At 71.8% G+C, this 23,074-nt stretch carries 23 protein-coding genes; 17 read left to right on the forward strand and 6 right to left on the reverse strand.

Going from position 1 to position 23,074, the window contains the following annotated elements:
• The first annotated feature begins 13 nt into the window (after positions 1–13).
• The 9 genes from mshD to pstB all read left to right on the forward strand — a co-directional run bounded on the left by mshD (position 14) and on the right by pstB (position 10,445).
• Positions 14–940 (forward strand): mycothiol synthase, encoded by a 927-nt coding sequence (mshD, locus tag DDQ41_RS14360; protein ID WP_109294858.1) that lies wholly within the window; start codon positions 14–16, stop codon positions 938–940.
• Between the two features lie 282 nt (positions 941–1,222).
• Positions 1,223–1,855: a hypothetical protein gene (locus DDQ41_RS14365; protein ID WP_109294859.1), complete on the forward strand. Its 633-nt coding sequence runs from the start codon at positions 1,223–1,225 to the stop codon at positions 1,853–1,855.
• A gap of 185 nt (positions 1,856–2,040) precedes the next feature.
• Positions 2,041–4,275: an RNA degradosome polyphosphate kinase gene (locus DDQ41_RS14370; RefSeq protein WP_109294860.1), complete on the forward strand. Its 2,235-nt coding sequence runs from the start codon at positions 2,041–2,043 to the stop codon at positions 4,273–4,275.
• Positions 4,262–5,455, forward strand: a complete 1,194-nt coding sequence (locus tag DDQ41_RS14375) for a CHAD domain-containing protein (RefSeq protein ID WP_109294861.1) — start codon at positions 4,262–4,264, stop codon at positions 5,453–5,455. Before DDQ41_RS14370 ends, DDQ41_RS14375 begins: the two co-directional genes overlap by 14 nt.
• Entirely contained in the window at positions 5,452–5,880 is a 429-nt protein-coding gene (locus DDQ41_RS14380) for an NUDIX hydrolase (RefSeq protein ID WP_109294862.1), read from the forward strand. The genes DDQ41_RS14375 and DDQ41_RS14380 overlap by 4 nt, the downstream gene beginning before the upstream one ends.
• Before the next feature lie 417 nt (positions 5,881–6,297).
• A complete protein-coding gene (gene pstS, locus DDQ41_RS14385; protein ID WP_109294863.1) occupies positions 6,298–7,431 on the forward strand; it encodes a phosphate ABC transporter substrate-binding protein PstS in 1,134 nt (377 codons plus the stop codon).
• A gap of 136 nt (positions 7,432–7,567) precedes the next feature.
• Positions 7,568–8,560 (forward strand): phosphate ABC transporter permease subunit PstC, encoded by a 993-nt coding sequence (pstC, locus tag DDQ41_RS14390; protein ID WP_109294864.1) that lies wholly within the window; start codon positions 7,568–7,570, stop codon positions 8,558–8,560.
• Positions 8,560–9,639 (forward strand): phosphate ABC transporter permease PstA, encoded by a 1,080-nt coding sequence (gene pstA / locus DDQ41_RS14395; protein ID WP_109294865.1) that lies wholly within the window; start codon positions 8,560–8,562, stop codon positions 9,637–9,639. Before pstC ends, pstA begins: the two co-directional genes overlap by 1 nt.
• 29 nt (positions 9,640–9,668) lie before the next feature.
• The gene (gene pstB / locus DDQ41_RS14400) at positions 9,669–10,445 is read left to right on the forward strand and encodes a phosphate ABC transporter ATP-binding protein PstB (RefSeq protein ID WP_109294866.1); all 777 of its coding nucleotides are present in this window, start codon (positions 9,669–9,671) and stop codon (positions 10,443–10,445) included.
• A gap of 471 nt (positions 10,446–10,916) precedes the next feature.
• On the opposite strand, the gene DDQ41_RS14405 is transcribed toward pstB, so the two are convergent.
• Together DDQ41_RS14405 and DDQ41_RS14410 are read right to left on the reverse strand one after the other, a co-directional pair.
• Entirely contained in the window at positions 10,917–11,915 is a 999-nt protein-coding gene (locus DDQ41_RS14405; RefSeq protein ID WP_109294867.1) for an inorganic phosphate transporter, read from the reverse strand.
• 6 nt (positions 11,916–11,921) lie between these two features.
• Complete coding sequence (locus DDQ41_RS14410) at positions 11,922–12,542, reverse strand: DUF47 domain-containing protein (protein WP_109294868.1); 621 nt, start codon at positions 12,540–12,542, stop codon at positions 11,922–11,924.
• A gap of 187 nt (positions 12,543–12,729) precedes the next feature.
• Between DDQ41_RS14410 and DDQ41_RS14415 the strand changes: the two genes are divergently transcribed.
• Positions 12,730–13,080, forward strand: a complete 351-nt coding sequence (locus tag DDQ41_RS14415) for a metal-sensitive transcriptional regulator (protein ID WP_109294869.1) — start codon at positions 12,730–12,732, stop codon at positions 13,078–13,080.
• Between the two features lie 199 nt (positions 13,081–13,279).
• Here DDQ41_RS14415 and DDQ41_RS31680 read toward each other — a convergent pair whose 3' ends face one another.
• On the reverse strand, positions 13,280–13,444 hold the full coding sequence (locus tag DDQ41_RS31680) for a hypothetical protein (RefSeq protein ID WP_167450254.1): 165 nt from the start codon (positions 13,442–13,444) through the stop codon (positions 13,280–13,282).
• Between the two features lie 99 nt (positions 13,445–13,543).
• Complete coding sequence (locus DDQ41_RS14420; RefSeq protein WP_109294870.1) at positions 13,544–14,371, reverse strand: hypothetical protein; 828 nt, start codon at positions 14,369–14,371, stop codon at positions 13,544–13,546.
• Positions 14,372–14,431: 60 nt separating this feature from the next.
• On the opposite strand from DDQ41_RS14420, the gene DDQ41_RS31685 reads away from it, so the two are divergent.
• Complete coding sequence (locus tag DDQ41_RS31685; protein WP_167450255.1) at positions 14,432–14,587, forward strand: hypothetical protein; 156 nt, start codon at positions 14,432–14,434, stop codon at positions 14,585–14,587.
• 372 nt (positions 14,588–14,959) lie between these two features.
• Here DDQ41_RS31685 and DDQ41_RS14425 read toward each other — a convergent pair whose 3' ends face one another.
• Together DDQ41_RS14425 and DDQ41_RS14430 are read right to left on the reverse strand one after the other, a co-directional pair.
• On the reverse strand, positions 14,960–15,670 hold the full coding sequence (locus DDQ41_RS14425) for a phosphatase PAP2 family protein (protein ID WP_109294871.1): 711 nt from the start codon (positions 15,668–15,670) through the stop codon (positions 14,960–14,962).
• A 247-nt stretch (positions 15,671–15,917) separates the two neighbouring features.
• Positions 15,918–16,928, reverse strand: coding sequence for a C40 family peptidase (locus tag DDQ41_RS14430; RefSeq protein ID WP_109294872.1), 1,011 nt, complete (start codon positions 16,926–16,928; stop codon positions 15,918–15,920).
• A 479-nt stretch (positions 16,929–17,407) separates the two neighbouring features.
• On the opposite strand from DDQ41_RS14430, the gene DDQ41_RS14435 reads away from it, so the two are divergent.
• The 6 genes from DDQ41_RS14435 (at position 17,408) to DDQ41_RS14460 (ending at position 23,069) form a co-directional block, all read left to right on the forward strand.
• Entirely contained in the window at positions 17,408–18,199 is a 792-nt protein-coding gene (locus DDQ41_RS14435) for a thioesterase family protein (protein ID WP_109294873.1), read from the forward strand.
• A gap of 157 nt (positions 18,200–18,356) precedes the next feature.
• Positions 18,357–18,500, forward strand: coding sequence for a hypothetical protein (locus DDQ41_RS14440; protein ID WP_245991520.1), 144 nt, complete (start codon positions 18,357–18,359; stop codon positions 18,498–18,500).
• 361 nt (positions 18,501–18,861) lie between these two features.
• Positions 18,862–19,170: a hypothetical protein gene (locus DDQ41_RS14445; protein WP_017945892.1), complete on the forward strand. Its 309-nt coding sequence runs from the start codon at positions 18,862–18,864 to the stop codon at positions 19,168–19,170.
• Between the two features lie 170 nt (positions 19,171–19,340).
• Positions 19,341–20,165, forward strand: a complete 825-nt coding sequence (locus DDQ41_RS14450; RefSeq protein WP_109294875.1) for a hypothetical protein — start codon at positions 19,341–19,343, stop codon at positions 20,163–20,165.
• Positions 20,155–21,519, forward strand: coding sequence for a hypothetical protein (locus DDQ41_RS14455; RefSeq protein ID WP_167450256.1), 1,365 nt, complete (start codon positions 20,155–20,157; stop codon positions 21,517–21,519). Before DDQ41_RS14450 ends, DDQ41_RS14455 begins: the two co-directional genes overlap by 11 nt.
• Positions 21,516–23,069 carry an SCO6880 family protein gene (locus DDQ41_RS14460; RefSeq protein WP_109294877.1) on the forward strand — a complete coding sequence of 518 codons (1,554 nt, stop codon included), beginning with the start codon at positions 21,516–21,518 and terminating at the stop codon, positions 23,067–23,069. Before DDQ41_RS14455 ends, DDQ41_RS14460 begins: the two co-directional genes overlap by 4 nt.
• Positions 23,070–23,074 lie beyond the last annotated feature (5 nt).

Here is a 23,074-nt window from a genome sequence, read left to right on the forward strand (position 1 = left end):
GTACCCTCGTCGTATGACTGACGCAGCTCCCGCCGCCCTCGAGCCCGGCCGGCAGATCAAGACGCTCGACGAGCTCACCCCCGAGCTGGCCGACGACGTACTCGGCATGCTGTCCGCCGCCGCCGGCGCCGACGGTGTGCAGGCCGTCTCGGAACAGGGCCGGCTGTATCTGCGCCACGGCCGGCGCGAGGGCGTGCGGCACTTCGTGCTCACCGTCGCCGGGGACCTCCGCGGGTACGCCCAACTGGAGGGCACCGACCCGGTGGAGGCACCCGCCGCCGAGCTGGTCGTCCACCCCGCGCACCGCGGCCGCGGCCACGGCCGGGCCCTGGGCAACGCGGTGCTCGGCGCGTCCGGCAAGCGGCTGCGGATGTGGGCGCACGGCGGCAAGTCCGCCGCCCGCCATCTCGCCCAGGTGCTCGGCCTGACCCTGTTCCGTGAACTGCGGCAGCTGCGGCGCCCGTTGAGTCCGCTCGACATCCCGGAGCCGGTCCTTCCGGAGGGGGTGACGGTCCGCACCTTCGTCCCCGGCCGGGACGACACCGCCTGGATCGCGGTCAACGCGGCCGCCTTCGCCCACCACCCCGAGCAGGGCTCGATCACCCAGCGCGATCTCGACGACCGCAAACAGGAGGCCTGGTTCGACCCCAAGGGCTTCTTCCTCGCCGAGCGCGGGGGCGAGATCGTGGGCTTCCACTGGACGAAGCTGCACGCCGAGGACCAGCTCGGCGAGGTGTACGTGCTCGGCATCCGCCCCGACGCGCAGGGCACCGGCCTCGGCAAGGCCCTGACCGCGATCGGACTGCGCCATCTCGCGGCGCAGGGCGTGCCGACGGCCATGCTGTACGTCGACGCGGACAACCCGGCCGCCCTGCGGGTGTACGAGCGGCTCGGGTTCACCACGCACGAGGTGGACCTGATGTACCGCACGGAGACGTGAGCCGCCCGAGCGGGAGGGACGATCCGTGGGGCCGCACCGCGCGAACCGACCGACACCGAACGGACGCACCCGGGAAACGGACGGCCGACACCGACCGGCCGACACACACCCACCCGCCGACACCGACCGGCTGACCGACTGACCGGCTGACCGGCTGACGACTGACGACTGACGACTGACACCCAACGGACGGCCGGCACGGACGGACGGCACCCAACGGACGGACGGCCGGCTCGGACGCGGATGCCTCGCCGAGCAGCTCCTGCCGTACCCTCCTCCCCCATGGCGCAGAAGAGGCGGTCACCGGCGGACGTCCTCCGGTCGGTGGACCGTGCTCTCGGGGGTCGGCGGGCTCCGTCCCGGGTGCGGACATGGGCGGCAGGCCACCCGATCGGTGTCGGCCTGTCCGCTTCGGCGCCCTTCACCCTCTTCTTCCTGGGAACGTCCCCGGGCGGGGAACCCGCGGACGCGGCGCCGGCGCTGCTCCTCGGGGCGTTCGTGGGCCTGTTCTTCTCCCTCACCGCGCTGGCCGAGAGAGGCCGGCAGCGCAGACCGGTGCGCCCGGGCGGGTGGAACGGGCCCGGACGGCACGCGCCCTCCGGCCGGCGCCGCACGGTGCACGCGGCCCGCCGTGAGGCGGTGGCCGGAGTGAGCTGGTCCCTTCTCGGCGCGTGGACGGCGTGGTGGGTGCTCGTCACCGCCGTGTTGTGGCTGCTCGGCCCGGTGGTGGCCGGTCGGCCCGCGGACCTCCCGGGATGCGCGGCCTCGGCGCTGTACGTGATCGTCCTGGGCGAGTTCGGCGACCGCCTGCGGCGCCGCCGGGCCGCGCGGCGCACCCGTGCCCGGACGCACGCCGGCGGGCCGGCCGAACGGCTCGCGGCAGTCGCGCCGCCGGACGGTGGGCATGAGCCGTGACATGACACACGAGGCGCCCGCGGGTACCCCGGACGTCATGTTCTCGTTACCGGCCATTCAGGGACCCTTGCGACCCTCTCGGAATGCAGCCCGCTGTGCCCCCCGCTCCGCGGAGCGGGCGTTCCCACCCCGCCGCGACCCGCTCCGGCGCGCCCGGTCACCCCTTTGCGCGGAACAATGGGTCCATGAGCCAGCAGCCCGCCGAGGTACCGGTCCAGAACGCCCAGCCGTCCGTCGGCTCCATCGCGGCGCACCGACCGCACGCGATGTCCGCCGCGGTCTCCGGTCTGGAGCCCGACATCGACTCCGACCTCGACGCCTACGAGGGCGAGGCCGCCGGGGGCGCCGAGGGCGCCGAGCTGCCCCAGGGCCGCTTTCTGGACCGCGAGCGCAGCTGGCTCGCGTTCAACGAGCGGGTACTGGAACTCGCCGAGGACTCCACCACACCGCTCCTCGAACGAGCGAACTTCCTCGCGATCTTCGCCTCGAACCTGGACGAGTTCTTCATGGTCCGGGTGGCCGGGCTGAAGCGCCGCATCGCGACCGGCGTCGCGACCCGCTCCGCCTCCGGACTCCAGCCCCGCGAGGTGCTGGAGCTGATCTGGAACCGCTCCCGCGAACTCATGGCCCGGCACGCCGCCTGCTTCCAGCAGGACGTCGCCCCGGCCCTCGCCGACGAGGGCATCCACCTCATCCGGTGGCCCGAGCTGACGGAGAAGGAGCAGGCCCGCCTGTTCACCCTGTTCCGCCAGCAGATCTTCCCGGTCCTCACGCCGCTGGCCGTGGACCCGGCCCACCCCTTCCCGTACATCTCGGGCCTGTCGCTGAACCTCGCCGTGGTCGTCCGCAACCCGGTCAGCGGCCACCGGCACTTCGCCCGGGTGAAGGTGCCGCCGCTGCTGTCCCGCTTCCTCGAAGCCTCCCCGCAGCGGTACGTACCGCTCGAGGACGTCATCGCGGCCCATCTCGAGGAGCTCTTCCCCGGCATGGAGGTGCTCGCGCACCACATGTTCCGGGTGACCAGGAACGAGGACCTCGAGGTCGAGGAGGACGACGCCGAGAACCTGCTCCAGGCCCTCGAGAAGGAGCTGCTGCGCCGCCGCTTCGGCCCGCCGGTCCGGCTGGAGGTCGAGGAGTCCATCGACCCGTATGTGCTGGACCTGCTGGTCCGGGAGCTGAAGATCTCCGAGTCCGAGGTCTACCCGCTGCCCGGACCGCTGGACCTGACGGGCCTGTTCGGGATCGTCTCGCTCGACCGGCCCGAGCTGAAGTACCCCAAGTTCATCGCCGGCACCCACCGCGACCTCGCCGAGGTCGAGTCCGCCTCGGCGCCCGACATCTTCGCGGCGCTGCGCGAGCGGGACGTGCTGCTGCACCACCCGTACGACTCCTTCTCCACGTCCGTCCAGGCCTTCCTCGAGCAGGCGGCGGCCGACCCCGACGTCCTGGCGATCAAGCAGACGCTCTACCGGACCTCCGGCAAGTCGCCGATCGTGGACGCGCTGATCGACGCGGCCGAGTCCGGCAAGCAGGTCCTCGTCCTGGTCGAGATCAAGGCCCGCTTCGACGAGCAGGCCAACATCAAGTGGGCCCGCAAGCTGGAGGAGGCCGGCTGCCACGTGGTCTACGGGCTCGTCGGCCTGAAGACCCACTGCAAGCTGTCGCTCGTGGTCCGGCAGGAGGGGGACACCCTGCGCCGCTACTCGCACGTCGGGACCGGCAACTACCACCCCAAGACCGCCCGGCTGTACGAGGACCTCGGCCTGCTCACCGCGGACCCGCAGGTCGGCGCCGACCTCTCCGACCTGTTCAACAGGCTCTCCGGCTACTCGCGCCGAGAGACCTACCGCCGGCTGCTCGTCGCCCCGAAGTCGCTGCGCGACGGGCTGGTCGCCCGGATCAACAAGGAGACCGTCCACCACCGGGCCGGGCGCCCCGCCTACGTCCGCATCAAGGTCAACTCGATGGTCGACGAGACGATCATCGACGCCCTCTACCGCGCGTCCCGGGCCGGTGTGCCGGTCGACGTCTGGGTCCGCGGGATCTGCGCGATCCGGCCGGGCGTACCGGGCCTGTCCGAGAACATACGGGTCCGCTCCGTGCTCGGGCGCTTCCTGGAGCACTCCCGGATCTTCGCCTTCGGCAACGGCGGCGAACCCGAGGTGTGGATCGGCAGCGCCGACATGATGCACCGCAACCTCGACCGCCGCATCGAGGCGCTCGTCCGGGTCACCGACCCGGCCCACCGCGCCGCCCTGACCCGGCTCCTGGAATCCGGTATGTCCGACTCCGTCTCGTCCTGGCACCTCGGACCCGACGGCGAGTGGACCCGCCACTCGGCCGACGCGGACGGGCAGCCGCTGCGGCACGTCCAGGAGATGCTCATAGACGCCCGGAGGCGCCGGCGTGCACAACCATGACCTCCCCCCGGCGCAGCGAGGGGCCGGCGCCGACCAGGTCCTGGCCGGATACCTGCGGAAGCAGGCCGGCGACTTCCTCCGCGGTCTGCGGCTGCAGGGTGAGAGCGGCGCGGACACCCACGGCGCGGCGGAGGCCGCCCGGACCCTGCGGAGGGCCGGGCACCGCATCCGCGGCACACTCCACACCTTCCGGCCCCTGCTCGACCCGGCCTGGGCGGACCAGCTGCGCGCTGAACTCGCCTGGGTGTCCGGCGTACTCGCCGAGGAGCACGCCTGCACGGCCAGGCTGGCCCGGCTGCTCGACGCCCTGGCCCGGCTCTCGGGCACCCAGCCGGTGCCGGCGGCCCGTACCCGGTCCGGCGGGGCGGGCACGGCCGGGCCGACGGAGGGAAGCCGGGCAGCGGGAAGCCCGGCGGAAGACGGGCCGACGGAGGGAAGCCGGGCAGCGGGAAGCCGGGCGGGGAGAGGGCCGGCGCCGGAAGAGGCCGCGGCCGCCCCGGCCGCGGGGCGCCGGGGCACCCTCACCGTCGGCGGCGCCCGCGCCGGGGCGCTGCTGGAACGGCAGCTGACCCTCGGCCGCACCCGGGCCCACTCCGCCGCCCTCCAGGCACTGGGATCCTCGCGGTTCCACGCGGTCGCGGACGCCGTCGCGCTGCTCGCCTCCGAGGTGCCGCTGGCCGGGACCGCCGGCGCGCCCGGCGCCGCCCTCGCGGCGCACGCGGAGATCGCCGAGCGCCGGCTGCACGACGCGGTCACCGCACTGCCGCTGGCCCGCGCGGCCCGCCCGTACAACGCCGAAGCCCTGGTCCACGGCCTCGCCACCGCCTCCGCCGGCGAGGCCCAGGACGCCCCCTGGCACCAGGTGCGGCATCTGCTGCGGCTGCACGCCTACGCCCAGGAGGTGCTGCACGCCGGCTGCGGCACCGGCCCCGGCCGCCGGCTCACCACCGCCGGCCGCACCCTGGACCGGCACCGCGACGCCGCCGAGGCGGCCGCGGCCGCCGCCGCCGCTGCCCGCACACCCCGTATCGCGCCGGCCACCGCCTACGCCCTCGGTGTGCTCCACGCCGACCAGCGCCACGAGGTCGAGGCCGCCCGCTTCGCCTTCCAGCGGGCATGGCAGGAAGCACCCCGGGGGCCCGACGGGCCCCGTGACGAGCACGCGCTGGCCGCGCCGTGAGCAGCGCCTCCGACGGCACCGTGCTCGCGGCCGGCTGCGTCCTGTGGCGCCGCTCCCCGGGGACGGCCGGGGGAATCGAGATCTGCCTGGTCCACCGCCCCAGGTACGACGACTGGTCGCACCCGAAGGGCAAGCTCAAGCAGGGTGAGCGGGCACTGGACGGAGCGCTGCGAGAGGTCCGCGAGGAGACCGGCCACCGGGGAGTGCCGGGCCCGGTCCTGCCGACGGTCCGCTACCTCGTGGACGGACGCCCCAAGCAGGTCAGCTACTGGGCCGCCGAGGCCCCGGCACCGGGTCGCTTCACTCCCGGCAGCGAGGTCGACCGCATCGCCTGGCTGTCCCCCGACGCCGCCCGCCGCCGGATCACCGAGCCCCGCGACCGGACCCTCGTCGACGCGCTGCTGAAGGCCCTCGGCACCCGCTGAACCACGGAGTCCCGGACCGCGCGCAGCACCGCTGAACCACGGACTCCCGGACCGCGCGCAGCCCCGGGGCCCCTCACCGCCCGGCGGGCCACGAACCTCCCACGGGCCGGCCGGCCCGGCGGGCTCCCTCACCGGCCGGCCGTACCCGCCCGCGCACCGCCGTACCCGCCGGCCGTCCCGCCGTACCCGCCGGCCGCCAGGTCACGCCCCGATAAAGGTGGAACCTCTTTGTCCGGCAGGGTTCACCTCCCGTTCACCACCCCCCGTCGGCGGCTTCACCTGATCTGCCTAATTTCGGACCTACCCGGTGCCCGGCCGAGTGCCGCACCGCACACCCCGACACGCGCCGCCGTGGAACGACGAGGACGGACGAGTCCTCGAACGCGACCCGGCGGCTTCTGGAAGGAACACCCGAAAGTGAAGCTTCAGCGCAAGAACGGGCTTCGCGCCACCGCGCTCGGTGCCCTCGCCGTGTCCGGCGCCCTGGTCCTCACGGCGTGTGGTTCGGACGACAACACCGGCGGCACCGGCAGCGCGGGCGAGAAGAAGACCGCGGCGTCGAACATCAGGTGCGGCGATGCCGGGGGCCAGCTGATGGCGTCCGGCTCCAGTGCCCAGAAGAACGCGATGGACCTGTGGGTCAAGAACTACATGGCCGCCTGCACCGGCGTGGAGGTCAACTACAAGTCCTCCTCCTCCGGTGAGGGCATCGTCGCCTTCAACCAGGGCACCGTCGGTTTCGCCGGCTCCGACTCCGCGCTGAAGCCCGACGAGGTCGAGGAGTCCAAGAAGGTGTGCGAGTCCGGCCAGGGCATCAACCTGCCCATGGTCGGCGGCCCGATCGCCATCGGCTACAACCTGCCCGGCGTCGACAGCCTCGTCCTGGACGCCCCGACCGTCGCCAAGATCTTCGACACGAAGATCAAGAAGTGGAACGACCCGGCGATCGCCAAGCTGAACCCGGGCGTCAAGCTGCCCGACACCACCATCCAGGCCTTCCACCGCTCCGAGGACTCCGGCACCACCCAGAACCTGGGCAAGTACCTCGGCAAGGCCGCCCCGAACGACTGGAAGTACGAGGCCGAGAAGAAGTGGCCCGCCCCGGGCGGCCAGGCGGCCCAGGGCTCCTCCGGGGTCGCGGCCCAGGTCAAGCAGGTCCCGGGCGCCATCGGCTACTTCGAGCTCTCCTACGCCGAGTCCCAGGACATCCCGGCGGTCTCGATCGCCACCGGTGCCTCCGCGCCGGCCGAGGCCACCTCGGAGAACGCCTCCAAGGCCATCGCCGCCGCCAAGATCAAGGGCACCGGCAAGGACCTGGCGCTGGACCTCGACTACACCACCAAGGCCGAGGGCGCCTACCCGCTCGTCCTGGTGACCTACGAGGTCGTCTGCGACACCGGCAACAAGCCCGAGACCCTCGACACGGTCAAGTCCTTCCTCGGCTACACGGCTTCGGACGAGGGCCAGAAGATCCTCACCGACGCCGGCTACGCCCCGATCCCGACCGAGATCAACGCCAAGGTCCGCGAGACCGTCGACGGCCTCTCGTAACCGACCGGCTTCCGCGACGGCCAAGGCCGGCCCGGACCACCACTCCGGGCCGGCCTCCCCGCCGTCACCCTCCGGTGCACCGCCGCCAGGGGAACCGCGACCCGCGGGCCCTTCCCCCACCCAGACCGGAAAGATCATGGCTTCCACCACACCCACAGAGACACCGCCGGAACCCCCGGCCGCCTCGCGCCGCGCCGCGTCCACCGGCCGCGTGGGGGACAAGGTCTTCCTTGGCCTCTCCCGTGGATCGGGCATCCTGCTACTCGCGATCATGGCGTCGATCGCCGTGTTCCTCGGCTACCGCGCCGCCCTCGCCATCTCCGAGAACGAAGGCAACTTCCTCACCACCTTCGACTGGAACCCGGCGGGCGACCCGCCCGTCTTCGGCATCGCGGTCCTGCTCTTCGGCACCGTCGTCAGCTCGGTCATCGCGATGGCCATCGCGGTCCCCGTCGCGGTCGGCATCGCCCTGTTCATCTCCCACTACGCGCCCCGCCGCATAGCCGCCCCGCTCGCCTACGTGGTCGACCTGCTGGCAGCCGTCCCGTCGATCATCTACGGCATCTGGGGAGCCCTCTTCCTCGTCCCGTACCTGGGAGGGCTGAACCTGTGGCTGGACGAGTACCTGGGCTGGACGTACGTCTTCGACAAGACCGAGGCCGGCGTCGCGCGCTCCCTCTTCACCGTCGGCATCCTGCTCGCCATCATGATCCTGCCGATCGTGACCAGCGTGAGCCGTGAGGTGTTCCTCCAGGTCCCGCGGATGAACGAGGAGGCCGCGCTCGCGCTCGGCGCGACCCGCTGGGAGGTCATCCGCATGTCGGTGCTCCCCTTCGGCCGCTCCGGCGTCATCTCCGCCTCGATGCTGGGCCTCGGCCGCGCGCTCGGCGAGACCATGGCCGTCGCCACGGTGCTCTCGCCGAGCTTCGTCATCTCGCTCCACATCCTCGACCCGGGCGGCGGCACGTTCGCCCAGAACATCGCCGCGAAGTTCGACGAGGCCAACCAGTTCGGACGGGACGCCCTGATCGCCTCCGGTCTGGTCCTCTTCGTGCTCACCCTGCTGGTCAACGGCGCCGCACGACTGATCATCGCGCGTCGCAAGGAGTACTCGGGGGCGAACGCCTGATGAGCCACGCAACCGTCAAGGACACCCGTACCGACGCCCCCGCACCGCGCCGGGGTGACAGCCTGAGCCGCCGCGGACTGCCCCGCTGGGCCCAGCCCGCCTTCGCGGTCGTCTCCGTCGCACTCGGCTGCGGCATCGGCCTGGCCGCCGGCTGGGAGAGCCGCGTCCAGTGGGGCCTGGTCTCCGCCCTGCTGTTCGTGGCCGTCTCGTACACGACCACCTCGGCCGTCGAGAACCGCCGCCAGGCCAGGGACCGCCTCGCCACCAGCGTCGTCTGGGTCTGCTTCGCCCTCGCCGTCGTCCCGCTGCTCTCCCTGATCTGGGTGACGGTCAGCCGGGGCATGAAGGCCCTCGACGGCTACTTCCTCACCCACTCGATGGCCGGCGTCCCCGGTTTCGAGCCGGGCGGCGGCGTCTACCACGCCCTGGTCGGCACCCTGGAGCAGGTCGGTCTCGCGACCCTGATCTCCGTGCCCGTCGGCCTGCTGACCGCCGTCTACCTGGTCGAGTACGGCAAGGGGAACCTGGCCAGGGCCGTGACCTTCTTCGTCGACGTCATGACCGGTATCCCGTCGATCGTCGCCGGTCTCTTCATCCTCTCGATCATGCTGCTGGCCGGCTGGTCCCCGTCCGGGTTCATGGGCTCGCTCGCCCTCACCATCCTGATGATCCCGGTCGTGGTCCGGTCCACCGAGGAGATGCTCAAGCTCGTCCCGAACGAGCTGCGCGAGGCATCCCTCGCCCTCGGCGTCCCCAAGTGGCGGACGATCACCAAGGTGGTCATCCCGACCGCCGTCGGCGGCATCTCGACCGGTGTGATGCTGGCCGTCGCCCGTATCGCGGGTGAGACGGCGCCGATCATGCTGCTCGTCTTCGGCAGCCAGCTGATCAACGCCAACCCCTTCGAAGGCGCCCAGTCCTCGCTCCCCTTCTACATCTGGGAGCAGTACCGGGTCGGCAGCGAGGCGTCGTACGACCGCGCCTGGGCCGCCGCCCTCGTACTGATCGCCTTCGTCATGATCCTCAACCTGGTGGCCCGCGGCATCGCCCGCTGGAAGGCCCCGAAGACCGGCCGCTGAGCGCGCGGCGATTGGGAAGTGACTGAGTAATGGCCAAGCGAATCGACATCAGCGGACTGTCCGCCTTCTACGGCTCCCACAAGGCGATCGAGGACATCTCGATGACCGTGGAGCCCCGCTCGGTGACCGCCTTCATCGGCCCCTCCGGCTGCGGCAAGTCCACGTTCCTGCGCACCCTGAACCGCATGCACGAGGTCACCCCCGGTGGCCGCGTCGAGGGCAAGGTGATGCTGGACGACGAGAACCTGTACGGCAAGGAGGTCGACCCGGTCGCGGTACGGCGCACGGTCGGCATGGTGTTCCAGCGGCCCAACCCGTTCCCCACCATGTCGATCTTCGACAACGTGGCGGCGGGCCTGCGGCTGAACGGCTCCTACAAGAAGAGCGAGCTGAACGGCGTCGTCGAGCGCTCGCTGCGCGGCGCGAACCTCTGGAACGAGGTCAAGGACCGCCTCAACAAGCCCGGCTCGGGCCTCTCCGGCGGCCAGCAGCAGCGCCTGTGCATCGCCCGTGCGATCGCGGTCGAGCCCGACGTGCTGCTGATGGACGAGCCCTGCTCGGCGCTCGACCCCATCTCCACGCTGGCGATCGAGGACCTGATCGGCGAGCTCAAGGAGCGCTTCACGATCGTCATCGTGACGCACAACATGCAGCAGGCGGCGCGCGTGTCGGACCGCACCGCGTTCTTCAACCTCTCGGCGGTCGGACAGCCGGGCAGGCTCATCGAGATAGACGAGACGGAGCGGATCTTCTCCAACCCGTCCGTCCAGGCGACCGAGGACTACATCTCGGGCCGCTTCGGCTGAGCACCCCCTACTGCCCCGCGGTGCTGCATGGCGGTGCCACCGCGGGGCGAACGGTCGGCCCCCTCTCATCCCGAGCGGGGGCCGACGTCGTACCGGTGCCGTCGTCCGGTGCGCGGGATCGCCGTCCGGTGCGCGGGATTTGTCTCCGTGCGCCGGGCAACGGTCACCGGGCACCGGTCACCGGGCGTCTGCGAGCCGCCGATGGCCCCGTCCCTCCGCGACCGGACGCCGCACCCGGCGCGGGCCGGTCGGGAAGAACCCTCGGCAGGCGGCCCTCCCGCGGGCCCGGTCACCGGGGTCGCGGTCACTGCGGGCCCGGTCACCGGGGTCGCGGTCACCGGGGTCGCGGTCACCGGGGTCGCGGCTACCGAAGTCGCGGGACGGCCGCGCCGCATGGAAGAGCCGCACCCCTCAGCGGGGCGCGGCGCGGTGTGTGTGACGTAGACCGGTAGACCGGTAGACCGGTAGAGGCTAGCCGAACGCGAGGTTCACGATCCAGAAGCACAGCGCCGCCACGAGTGCCGCGGCCGGCATGGTGATGAACCACCCCATCACGATGTTCTTCGCGACTCCCCAGCGCACCGCGCTCACCCGCTTCGTCGCCCCGGCACCCATGATCGCCGAGGTGATCACATGGGTCGTGGAGATCGGCGCGTGGAAGAGGAACGCCGAGCCGAACATGATCGACGCACCGGTCGTCTCCGCCGCGAAGCCCTGCGGCGGGTCCAGTTCGATGATCTTGCGCCCGAGCGTCCGCATGATCCGCCAGCCGCCCGCGTAGGTGCCGAGCGACAGCATCACCGCGCAGACCACCTTCACCCACACCGGAATAGGGTCGCCCTGCTCCTCGACATCGGCGATGACCAGGGCCATCACCACGATGCCCATGGTCTTCTGCGCGTCCTGGAGGCCGTGGCCCAGGGCCATTCCCGCCGCGGACACGGTCTGGGCTATGCGGAAGCCGCGCTTCGCCTTCGCCGGGTTGGCCCGCCGGAAGATCCACATGATCGCGCACATCACGAGGTAGCCGGCGACGAGGCCGACCAGCGGCGAGACGAACATCGGAATGATGACCTTGTCGAGTACCCCGCCCCAGATGACCTCGGTCCCGCCGGCCAGCGCCGCACCCACCATGCCGCCGAAGAGGGCGTGCGAGGACGACGACGGCAGGCCGAAGTACCAGGTGACCAGGTTCCAGATGATCGCACCGACCAGCGCCGCGAACAGGATGCCCATGCCCCTGTCGCCGCTGGGCGTCGCGATCAGGCCCTCGCTCACCGTCTTGGCGACCCCGCTGCCCAGGAAGGCGCCGGCGAGGTTCATCACGGCGGCCATGACCAGGGCTGCGCGCGGCGTCAGGGCGCGTGTCGAGACGGAGGTGGCGATCGCGTTCGCGGAGTCGTGGAAGCCGTTGGTGTACGTGAAGAAGAGCGCGACCCCGATGGTCACGACCAGCGCAAGGGTGTCCACGTCCGCTCAGGACTCCTTGACCGCGATGGTCTCCACCGTGTTGGCCACGTGCTCGAACGCGTCCGCGGCCTCCTCGAGTACGTCGACGATCTGCTTGAGCTTGAGCACCTCGATGGCGTCGTACTTGCCGTTGAAGAGGTGCGCGAGGAGCTTGCGGTGGATCTGGTCCGCCTGGTTCTCCAGGCGGTTCACCTCGATCCAGTACTCGGTGAGGTTGTCCATCGTCCGCAGGTGCGGCATCGCCTCCGCGGTCAGCTCCGCGGCCCGTGCGAGCACCTCGATCTGCTGCTCGACGCCCTTCGGGAGTTCCTCGATGTTGTAGAGGACGACCAGGTCGACGGCCTCCTCCATGAAGTCCATGATGTCGTCCAGCGACGACGCGAGGGCGTAGATGTCCTCGCGGTCGAAGGGCGTGATGAACGAGGAGTTCAGCTGATGGAAGATCGCGTGGGTAGCGTCGTCCCCGGCGTGCTCCGCCGCCCGCATCCGTTCGGCGATCTCGGCCCGGGCGGGACCGTCCGCACCGAGCAGTTCCATCAGGAGCCTGGAGCCCGTCACGATGTTGTCCGCGGACGCGGCGAACATGTCGTAGAAGCTCGTCTCCCTGGGGGTCAGACGAAATCGCACGTGGGGTCCTCGGGGTACTGGGTCTGGGCCAGGCTGATGCTAGGCGCATCATCCGGCCACGGCTAACCGGAGCCTCCTCAGTGTGGCCCATCGACGGGAGAGACCGGCACGGGGCCCTGACCGAACCGCCAGGGATCGGTACCATATACCCACGAGGGGTATACCGGACAGGTCTGCGGGAGGACCCATGACGACCACGGAGACAGCCGGCGGACTTCCGGTCACGGCCCACGAGGAATCCGGCCACGACCAGGGTGTCCACGGCTACCACAAGCAGAAGGACGAGCACCTCAAGCGGCTGCGCCGGATCGAGGGCCAGATCCGCGGGCTGCAGCGCATGGTCGGCGAGGACACCTACTGCATCGACGTCCTCACCCAGGTCTCAGCCTCCACGAAGGCGCTGCAGTCCTTCGCGCTGCAACTGCTGGAGGAGCATTTGCGCCACTGCGTCGCCGACGCCGCGCTCAAGGGCGGCGACGAGATCGACACCAAGGTCGAGGAGGCCACCAGGGCGATCGCCCGCATGCTGCGGACCTGATCCCCGCCCGCCCGGGGGGCCGGCCTCCGCCCCGGGTCCACCGGGGCCTTCGGGGGCCCCGATCCCGAGCCCGCCCGGGGCCGGCCGCGACGGCGGCGGCCGGCCTGGCCAGGGGTGTGCCGTGGAAGTCCCCCCTGCCCTGCGGGCGGACGGAGCCGCTTTCGCGACCTCCCCGGACGGAACGCCTCCTGCTGGAGTGCTAGGTGTCGATCGTGCTCACATGGACGTTGAGCACCTCGTCGATACGGTCGGGACTGAGCCGTTCCCCGTCCGCGGCCGAGGCCGCGATCATCAACTCACCGCACAACTCGATCTCGGCGAGGGCGACACGGTCCTGGACCGTCGGCGTACTGGCGGGAGCCACGTGCGTTCACCTCTTCCGGCCGGTGTCGGCTTCCTAGCGTAGGGAGCGGGATACACACCGCGCATGGCACGTCCGGACCATTTACCGACCCCCGGGTGCCTACATCCGGACGCGGCCCGCGTAGATGTCCCGGCGGTCCGGAAGCCGCACCACGACGGGGGCGCCGAACTCGTAGAGCAGCGTCGTGGACGCGACGGCGACCGTTCTGCCCTGGTTCGCGAAGCTGAACTGGTGGCGCACCTTGCGCAGCCGCCCCTCGGAGTCGAGGTAGGCGTCGAAGGACACGGCGTCCTCGTCGAACCCCTTCGCCGCGGCGGTCAGCGCGCCGCGGGCATGGGCGGACGCGGCCCTCGCGGCGTGCGCGATGTCGGTGACGCCGCGGTAGTGCGCGACCCGCACCCCCGCAAGCTCCACGTGGCCGACGAACGTCGCGCTCCGCGCCCCGCGCAGCAGTTCCGCGGCGGCCGCCGGGTCGGTCGCGCCGCCGGTGACCAGGTTGCCGTCCGTCAGCGCCGCCGTGTCCACTCTGACCCACTTGTCCGGCGGTACCCCGGCGCCGCGGTCCTTCATGTACAGCGCCCCGGGGGCGAGCAGTTCGGTGATCGGCTGCTGACCGCTGGAGCCGGCCGGATCGATGGGGAGGACCACGCGCAGCCGCCCCATGGCCCGCCGGAAGTCGTACCCGCCCTCGCCGCGGATGGTGACCCTGGTCCCGCCGGCGGCCGTCTCCATGGCGGTGCGCGCCTTCGCCGTGCCGGCCTCGGCCAGCACGTCCGCGGCCTTGCGCACGCTGAGGAGGGGATCCGCGCCGGCGCGGGCGTCGGCGACGGCGTCCCCGCCTCCCGAGCAGCCGGCGGTACCGGACACACCCATCACGGCGGCAGCGGCACACGCGCCGCGCCTGAGCCAGTGCTGCTGCACCACCATCGCCTGTCAACCCCCAACACGCTCGCCGCTGTCCCGCATAACGACCGGTACCGTGGAAGGGTGCGCCCCGCTCACCACCACACCACGACCGTCGAGCGGGGCTCGTTCGCGCTGGCCCGCTGCTCCTGCGGCTGGACGGGCCCCGCCCGCCGCTCCCGGGATCGCGCCCGTACGGATGCGAGGGCACACGAGTCGGCGATGCCCGGCGAGGCCTGAGGATCCTTCAGCCCGCCTCTCCCCGCCCCTTCCCCCGGGCCTCCCCTTCCGCTGCCCCGCCCCTCGCCGTCGGGCCCCTTCGGACGCGGGCCCCCTTCGGCGGCGGGGACGGGCGCCGGACACACGACGGGCGGGAGCGGCCATGGACAGCCGGGGACAGCCGGGGACGGGCGGCAACGGGCGGTAATCAGCGGCACCGGGCGGCACCGGGCAGGTACGGCCGGGGAGGATGGCCGACGGTACGCGGAGGAGGCACGGGGGCAGCGCGGAGGACGGGCGCCGTCGGGACCGGCCCCCTTGATGCGCGAGGGCCGGGGACCGGGCGGTGGTGCGGGGCCCCCGTGGACGGGGGCGGGCTCGTGCTACCGGCTCTCAGGCCGCCAGGCCGTTGCGCCCCGGCCGCACATCCGGCTCGGGTATGTCGAGCATCTCGTGCCCCCGCTCCGGCGCCGCCGCCCGCCGGGACCGCACCAGCCGGCCCGCGCCCGCCGAGCGGGCCACCGCCGACACCAGCGGGGTGAGCAGGGCCTGCGCGAGGGGGGCGAGGAGCAGCACCACCGCCGTGCCGAGCGCGAACCCGCCGATGACGTCGGTCGGGTAGTGGACGCCCATGTAGACCCGGCAGAAGCCCTCGGCGAGGGCGAGTCCGATCGCCGCGAACCCGAAGCCGCGGCGTGCGACGAAGACCCCGACGCCGATGGCCATCGCCATCGTCGAGTGATCGCTGACGAACGAGAAGTCGGTCTTCCCGGCCACCAGGACCTCCAGCCCCTGGTGGTCGAGGAACGGTCTCGGGCGTTCCACGAGACCGCGGATCGGCACATTGATCAGCAGGGCGATGCCGGCCGCGAGCGGCGCCCAGACCAGCGCGGCGACCGCGCTGATCGAATCCTCGGGGGTACCGCTCCGGCGCACCCGCCACCAGCACCACAGCGCCACGAGGACGAGGGCGAGCATGATCCCGAACTCGCCGACGAACCCCATGACGCGGTCGAACCACGGCGGAGCCGACCGGGCCAGCCCGTTGATGTCGTAGAGCAGGCCGACATCCGGATTCACGCCGTCGAGTGCGAGTCCAGCCATCTGCTGCGGCCCCTTGCCTGTGTGTCGCCAGTCGCGGCGCGCGCCCGTGCGCGCCGCGTTCCGAGACCCCGTGTTCGGTGCGGTCCGTATGTACTGCTCCGGTCCAGGGAACGACTCGTTCCGCGAGTACGTTCCACTCTCCACGAAACGATCACCATGACGTTATCGAAGGGTGATACGTCGTCGCGGTTCAGGCCAGGGGAGTACGGAGGTTTCCGGCCACGCCCGACACCCCGTCAGCCGGTTCTCAGACGGCGGGCCGTGGCGGGCTCGGCAGTGCCTCGGCACCGTCCCTGGTCACCCGCGTCGCACCGAAGTAGTCCGGGGTGTCGATCCTGTCGAACCGGATCACCGCCCCGGTGTACGGCGCGTTGATCATATAGCCCCCGCCGACATACAGACCGACGTGCCTGATGGCCCGTGAATCGGCCAGGTCGTCGGAGAAGAACACCAGGTCCCCGGGGAGCAGTTCGTCCCTCGAGGGATGAGGACCCGCGTTGTACTGGTCGTTGGCCACGCGCGGCAGCTCGATCCCGACGGTGCGGTACGCGGCCTGGGTCAGGCCCGAGCAGTCGAACCGGCCGCCCTGCTCGGGTGTCCCGTTCCCGCCCCAGAGGTACTTCGTGCCGAGCTTCTGCTGGGCGAAGTAGATCGCCCCGGCCGCCTGCCGCGACGGCTCCACCCGCCCGACCGGCCGCGCGAAGCTCTTCTCCAGCGTCCGGATGACCTTCACGTAGTTCTGCGTCTCGCGGTACGGCGGCACCCCGCCGTACTTGATCACGGCGTACGCGCCCGCGTTGTACGCGGCGAGCATGTTGTCCGTCGGGTCACCGGGGGCCTTCTTCACATACCCCGCGAGCTTGCAGTCGTACGAGGCCGCCGAGGGGATCGCGTCGGCGGGGTCCCACACGTCGCGGTCCCCGTCACCGTCCCCGTCGACACCGTGCACCGCCCAGGTGCCCGGGATGAACTGGGCGATGCCCTGTGCGGCGGCATGGCTCTGGGCCCGCGGGTTCCAGCCGGACTCCTGGTACAGCTGCGCGGCGAGCAGCGCCGGGTTGATGGCCGGGCACAGGTTGCCCCACTTCTGCACCAGCGGCTGGTACAGGGCGGGGACGGCCCCCTTGGCCAGCGCCACGGCCCCCTTCGCCCCGCCCCCGAGTCCCGCGGCGGCGGAGAAGGTCCCGACGACGAGCAGGGCGATGAAGCCCAGGCAGAGCCCGACGGCCCCGCCTGCGACGACCCACGCCTTACGCACCGTCAATCATCCTCCACCGCACGGCAGTCCACCGCTCGCCAGTGTAGGTGCGGAGCACCCGGTTCCGGGGGCGCACGGGGGTCCCGGTGAAGCACGGCGGCGGGCGCCGGACGAGGAGAGGGCGGGCCGGCCGGGCCGGCGGGGCGGGCCGGGAGCCGGTCGGCGCCGCGCCCGGGACCCGGGCATCAGGCGCAGGCACCGTGACCGCTACCGCGACCGTGAACAGAGACCGTGGACGCGACCGCGACCATGGGCAGAGACCGCGACCGCGAACAAGACCGCGACCATGAACAGGCACCGCGACCGCGAACGTGCGCACGGGGACCGTCGCCGGGCACGGTGGACCGCGCACGGTGGACCGGGCCCGGTGGACCGCGCACGGGCACCGGACGCGATGACGGTCCCGAGGGCTGTTCCCACCGGTTACCCGCAGGTAGCGTGTGGCCGGTACACCTGTCCGCGGCGAGAGGCGGCCCCTCATGACGGAACTCCCGGCGTTCTACGAGCGGATCTCCGAGGACCGTTTCTCGCCGACCGAGCACACCCGCGGCCCCTGGGACGCCGGATCGCAGCACGCCGGACCCCCCGCGGCGCTGCTCGGCCGCGCCCTGGAGGAGCGGCCGGGCGCGCGCGCCGACATGCGGCTCGCGCGCGTGACGTACGAGATCGTCCGCCCCGTGCCGATCCGCCCGCTCGAGGTGACGACGACCGTCCTGCGGACCGGGCGCGGCGTGGAGATCGTCGAGGCGGCGCTCGCACCCGAGGGCGGGGCGCCGGTGATGTTCGCCCGCGCCCTGCGCGTCCGCACGCTCGGCGAGCCGGGACCGGCCGTCTCCGAGGCTCCTCAGGTTCCGTCGCCGGGCGGGACCCCGGAGACGCCCTTCCTGGCCGTGCCGTGGGACGTCGGCTATCACACGTCCATGGACGCCCGGTTCACCGAGGGGAACTTCCGGGAACAGGGCCCCGGAACCTGCTGGATGCGGATGAGGATGCCGCTCGTGTCGGGGGAGGAGATCCGCCCGCTGGACCGCGTCCTCGTCGCCGCCGACTCCGGCAACGGCATCAGCAACGTCCTGGACTTCGAGCGCCAGGTGTTCGTCAACGCCGACCTGACGGTCCATCTGCACCGGCACCCGGCGGGCGAGTGGGTCTGCGTCGAGGCCCGCACGAGCGTCGACCCGGCCGGCATAGGCCTGGCGGACGCCCGGCTGCACGACGAGAAGGGCCCGATCGGCCGCAGCGCCCAGAGTCTCTTCGTCGCCCCTCGCTGAGGAGACCCGCCGCCGCGACGCCGGCGGCGCGGTCCGGACCCCCGCCACCCCGGACAGGTGGTCTGGACCAGCCGTGGTTACGCTGTGTCACGCAGCCGGGAAGGCTGTGAACCAGCCCGCCGTTCGACCGTCGGGCGACCAGCACCAGGAGCAGGACGTGCAGAACCTTCAGAACGCGGAGAGCAGCGCCAGGACGACGGGGCGCAACAGCGACTCCGGGGGAACCATCGCCGCCGTGACCGTCATCGCCCTGATCGCCGTGGCCATCGGGCTGCTCGGCTACCTGGTCGTCGGCCGCTGACCGTACCGGGGTCGCGGGGCGGAGCCGGAGTGCGGCTCCGCCCCGCGCACATGGCCTCCCGCCGGACGCCTCCGCCCCGCTCCGGCGGCGCCGCCGCACCCGTTTCGGGCCCTGGGTGCCACAACGACAGTCATTGCCCGAAGTCACGCTGCGTGATACACAGAGTGACGAAACGTGTCTTCCCGCCCGTCCCGGCCGCACGGGCAACCGCAGGTCAGAGCGACCGGACCGGCATCCATGCGCGGATCGGGTAAAGAGAGCCGCCAAGTCGGCGCACGCGGACGGTTTCATCAGCGAAGATAGAGGTGGCCTGTGCCGTGCGGCAGGGGCGTACAACTACCCAACAGGGGCGGTGAGTTATATGTACCTGGCGGCTGAGAAGGGCGACATCACCACCATCATCGGCGGAATCGCCCCGAACTGGGGACCCTTCGGCAGCCTCGGGAACGAGGCGCGCGTGATGATCGAGGTCGTGATGGCCGTCGCCATCCTGCTCTGCCTGGGCATCGCGATCTGGGGGGCCGCGAAGCAGCGCATCGGCGCCACGGCCCTCCGCGACACGTTCAGCGCGGAACAGGGCAAGGGCCTCATCGTCGCCGGCCTGACCGGCGTCTTCATCATCGGGTCACTGGGGACCTTGTTCACCATCGTGTACGGGATGGCCGTCTGACACCCCGTACCGCTTCCCGTCCACCCCCGACACCACCCGTCCGTCGCGCCCACCGGCAGAGGTTGCGTCCCCCTGATGTCGAGTCACCACACTCCGCCCGCACCGCGTACAGCAGGGCTACCGTCGTACTACGGCACGGCAACGCACACGGCTGAGGGGGCGCCTGCGGCATGAGCTACGACGACGAGACCGACGGCTTCGGCAGCGGCGGGGCGGGTCAGACCCGCACCCGCCTCCCCGGGGGAGGCACCGGCGACGTCTACGGCGGTGCCCGCAGGCCCGCCCGCAACTCCCGCTCGCTGGTCATGGTCGCGGGCGTGGTCGTCCTCCTCGTCTCCGCCATCGCCTTCGCCAACCGCGGTGACGGCACCGTCTCCCCCGGAACCACGGGCACGGCCAAGGGCACCACCCCCACCGCGGCGACCGGCATCCGCCCGGTGGCGGGCAAGCACGCGGGCATCCCCGCGGGGTACACGAAGGACCAGCAGGGGGCGCAGAGCGCGGCGGCGAACTACGCGGTCACGCTCGTCTCCGCCGACATCCTCAAGCCGGACCGCCGACGCGACATCGTGCGTCAGCTCTTCGTATCCGACCAGGTCGCCGAACTCGAGGCCCGATTCGACAGGGCCTACGGCAGGGAATTCCTGGACAGGGTCGGCCTGGACGAGAAGGGGAACGCGGCCGACGGCCTGACGTACGTGTCACGCACCGCTCCCGTGGGCACCAAGGTCACCCGTTACACGGACCACTCCGCGTCGGTCGAGGTCTGGTGCACGGGTGTGTTCGGGAGCGCCGGGATCGGCTCCACCAACCCCGTGACCAACGACTGGTTCACCATGGCCCTGGAACTCCGCTGGGCGAACGGCGACTGGAAGGTCGAGAGCTTCTCGCAAGAGGAAGGGCCCGCGCCGGTGAACGCCGACCGCACGGCCTCCAACGCCGACGAGATCGCCAGGGCCGTCGAGGAGTACGGAGGGTTCACCTATGCCCGGTAAGGTGCGATGCCTGGTTTCAGCCATGTCGGTGCTGGGTGCCGCCCAGGGAGGCGTCTTCCTTCTCGCCACACGTGTGTATGCTGCACCGACCCCCGGCCCGACACCGTCCCCGACCGCGGACGACTGCGAACTCATCGTCGGCCCCGCCCGCGACTACTGCGAGGACGGTGAATCCGGCGGAGCCGCCCGCCGCGGCCCCTCGCTCGACGACCCCGCCGGCGCCCTCGACCCCCTCTCCTCGCTCGCCCGCGGCTGCGCCGACGCCGCCGCCTGGGTGGTCGACACCCTCTCCAAGGCCGTGAAGTCCACCGCCGAGGTGGACTTCACCAACACCACCTTCCTCGGCCAGTACGCCGTCGTCTTCGCCGCCGCCACCTTCCTCACCCTCGTGCTCTGGCTGCTGGCCGTCGCCAAGCGCGCCATCCGCGGCGTCCCCCTCACCACCGCGCTCTCCGAGGCCGTCGGCTTCCTCTGGCTCACCGTCCTCGCCTGCGCCTTCACCCCGCTGATCCTCTACACACTCGTCTCCGCGACCGACTCGATCACCGACGTGATCGCCCAGGGCACCGGCGGTCAGACCGACGTGTTCTTCGGCAGCTTCAAGGAGGCGCTGCAGAAGGGCGACGACATCGGCGGCGGGCCGATCATGCTCATCGTGGTCTCACTGGTGACGATCGTCGCCGCCGGCATCCTCTACCTGGAACTCTTCCTGCGCGCCGTCCTGCTGTACGTGGGCGCCCTGCTCGGCGTCGTCGTGTACTCGGGGCTCGTGGACAAGAACATGTGGGGCCACGTCCGCCGCTGGGCCGGAATCATGATCGCGGTGATCCTCGTCAAGCCGGTCATCGTCATCGTGCTCGGCCTCGCCGGGGCGCTGTCCGCCGAGGACGGACCGGACTCGTTCTCCGCGGTCGTCACGGGACTCGCCATCATCCTGCTCGCGATCTTCGCCTCCGCGATGATCTACCGCTTCGTCCCCGGGTTCGGCGACGAGATCGCCGCGTCCCGCAACAACCGGATCCAGAACGGCGCGGAGAACAAGGCCGCCGCCGTCATCAGTTCGCCCGCCGCCCTCGTCTCGCAGGGCATCAAGACCCACAGCAGCCGCACCCACCAGCAGGGCGGGGGCGGCACCGGGGGCGGCAGCGCCCCGAGCCCCGTCGCCGGCGGAGTCGCCGCCCACAGCACACGCGGGGCCGGATCCGCCACCGCGAGCGGGGGCGGCGCAACCGCCCCCGTCGCCGCACCCCCGCCCCGCAGCCCGGGCCCGGGCGGCACCCCGCACAGCCACCGCCGGAGCCCCGGCAGCACCACCGGCACAAGCACAGGAAGCACAGGAGGTGGAGGGCGTTGACGACGCAGTCCCCGGCCATCGCGCCCCGCCGCACCTATCTGGTCGGCCGGGCCCGGCCGAACGCCATCATCGGCAAGAACCGCGAGACCGGCGAGATCGCCCTGATCATCGCCGGCGCCTTCCTCGGCATGATGAGCGGACTGCTGGTCCCCGTCCTGTCCCTGCGCATCGTGCTGCTCGCGGGCTTCCCGCTGCTCGCCCTGGCCGCCGTCTACGTGCCGTACAAGCAGCGCACCTTCTACCGCTGGTACGAGATCAACCGCAGCTACAAGCGCACCCTGCGCCGGGGCACCGTCTACCGCTCCGGCGCCATGGAGGCGGGCACCCGCATCGACGGCCGCGAGGTCGAGATCGGCCCGCCACCCGGGATCGGCCGCATCGGCTGGCTCGCCGCCCCCTTCGGCCCGGACGAGATCGCCGTACTGCTGCACGCGGACCGGCGCACCGTCACGGCCGCCATCGAGATCGAGGGCCCCGGCGTCGGGCTGCGCGACAGCGAGGACCAGGAAGCCCTGGTGGACCGTTTCGGCACCCTGCTCAAGCACGTCGCCAACGGCGACGGCTTCGTGACCCGGCTCCAGATGCTGGCCCGTACGCTGCCCGCCGACCCCGACGCGCACGCCAAGGACGTCGCGCAGCGCGGCGACCCGGGCGCCCCCGGCTGGCTCCAGCAGTCCTACGAGCAGCTCCAGTCGATGGTCTCCACATCCAGCGAACAGCACCGCGCCTACCTGGTCGCCTGCATGCACTACACCAGGGAACTCGCCGCCGAGGCCCACGCCATGGCCCGCGCCGCCCGCCAGGCCACCGGATCAAGACGGCTCGACAAGGACGCCGGCCTCGCCGTCGTCATGGCGCGCGAGCTCACCGACATCTGCGCCCGCCTCGCCGAGGCCGACATCCGCGTGCGCCAGCCCCTCGGCCAGGCCCGGCTCGCCTCCCTCGTGCACTCCATGTACGACCCGGACCACCCCGTCGACCACATCCAGGCCATGACCAAGCGCAACGCGTGGCCCGCCGAACTCGACGCCGTGGAGCCCGGCTACCTCCAGGCCAAGACCCGCGAGTCCGCCACCCGCGCCCCCTGGTGCCACGCCACGGCCTGGGTGAAGGAGTGGCCGCTGACCCCCGTCGGCGTCAACTTCCTCGCCCCGCTGCTCGTCCACACCCCGGACGTGATCCGCACCGTCGCGGTCTGCATGGACCTGGAGCCCACCGAGGTCGCCATCGAGCGCATGCTCACGGAGAAGACCAACGACGAGGCCGAGGCCAGCCGGGCCGCGAAGATGAACCGCACCGTCGATCCCCGCGACATCGCCGCGCACGGCCGGCTCGACCAGCGGGGTGAAGATCTCGCCAGCGGCGCGGCAGGCGTCAACCTCGTCGGGTACATCACTGTGTCGTCGCGTACGCCCGAGGCCCTGGCCAGGGACAAGCGCACGATCAGGGCCTCGGCGGGCAAGTCGTACCTGAAGCTGGAGTGGTGCGACCGCGAGCACCACCGGGCCTTTGTCAACACGCTGCCGTTCGCCACCGGCATCCGCCGATAGCGGCT

It is taken from the genome of Streptomyces spongiicola (genome assembly GCF_003122365.1).
GTDB lineage: Bacteria > Actinomycetota > Actinomycetes > Streptomycetales > Streptomycetaceae > Streptomyces > Streptomyces spongiicola.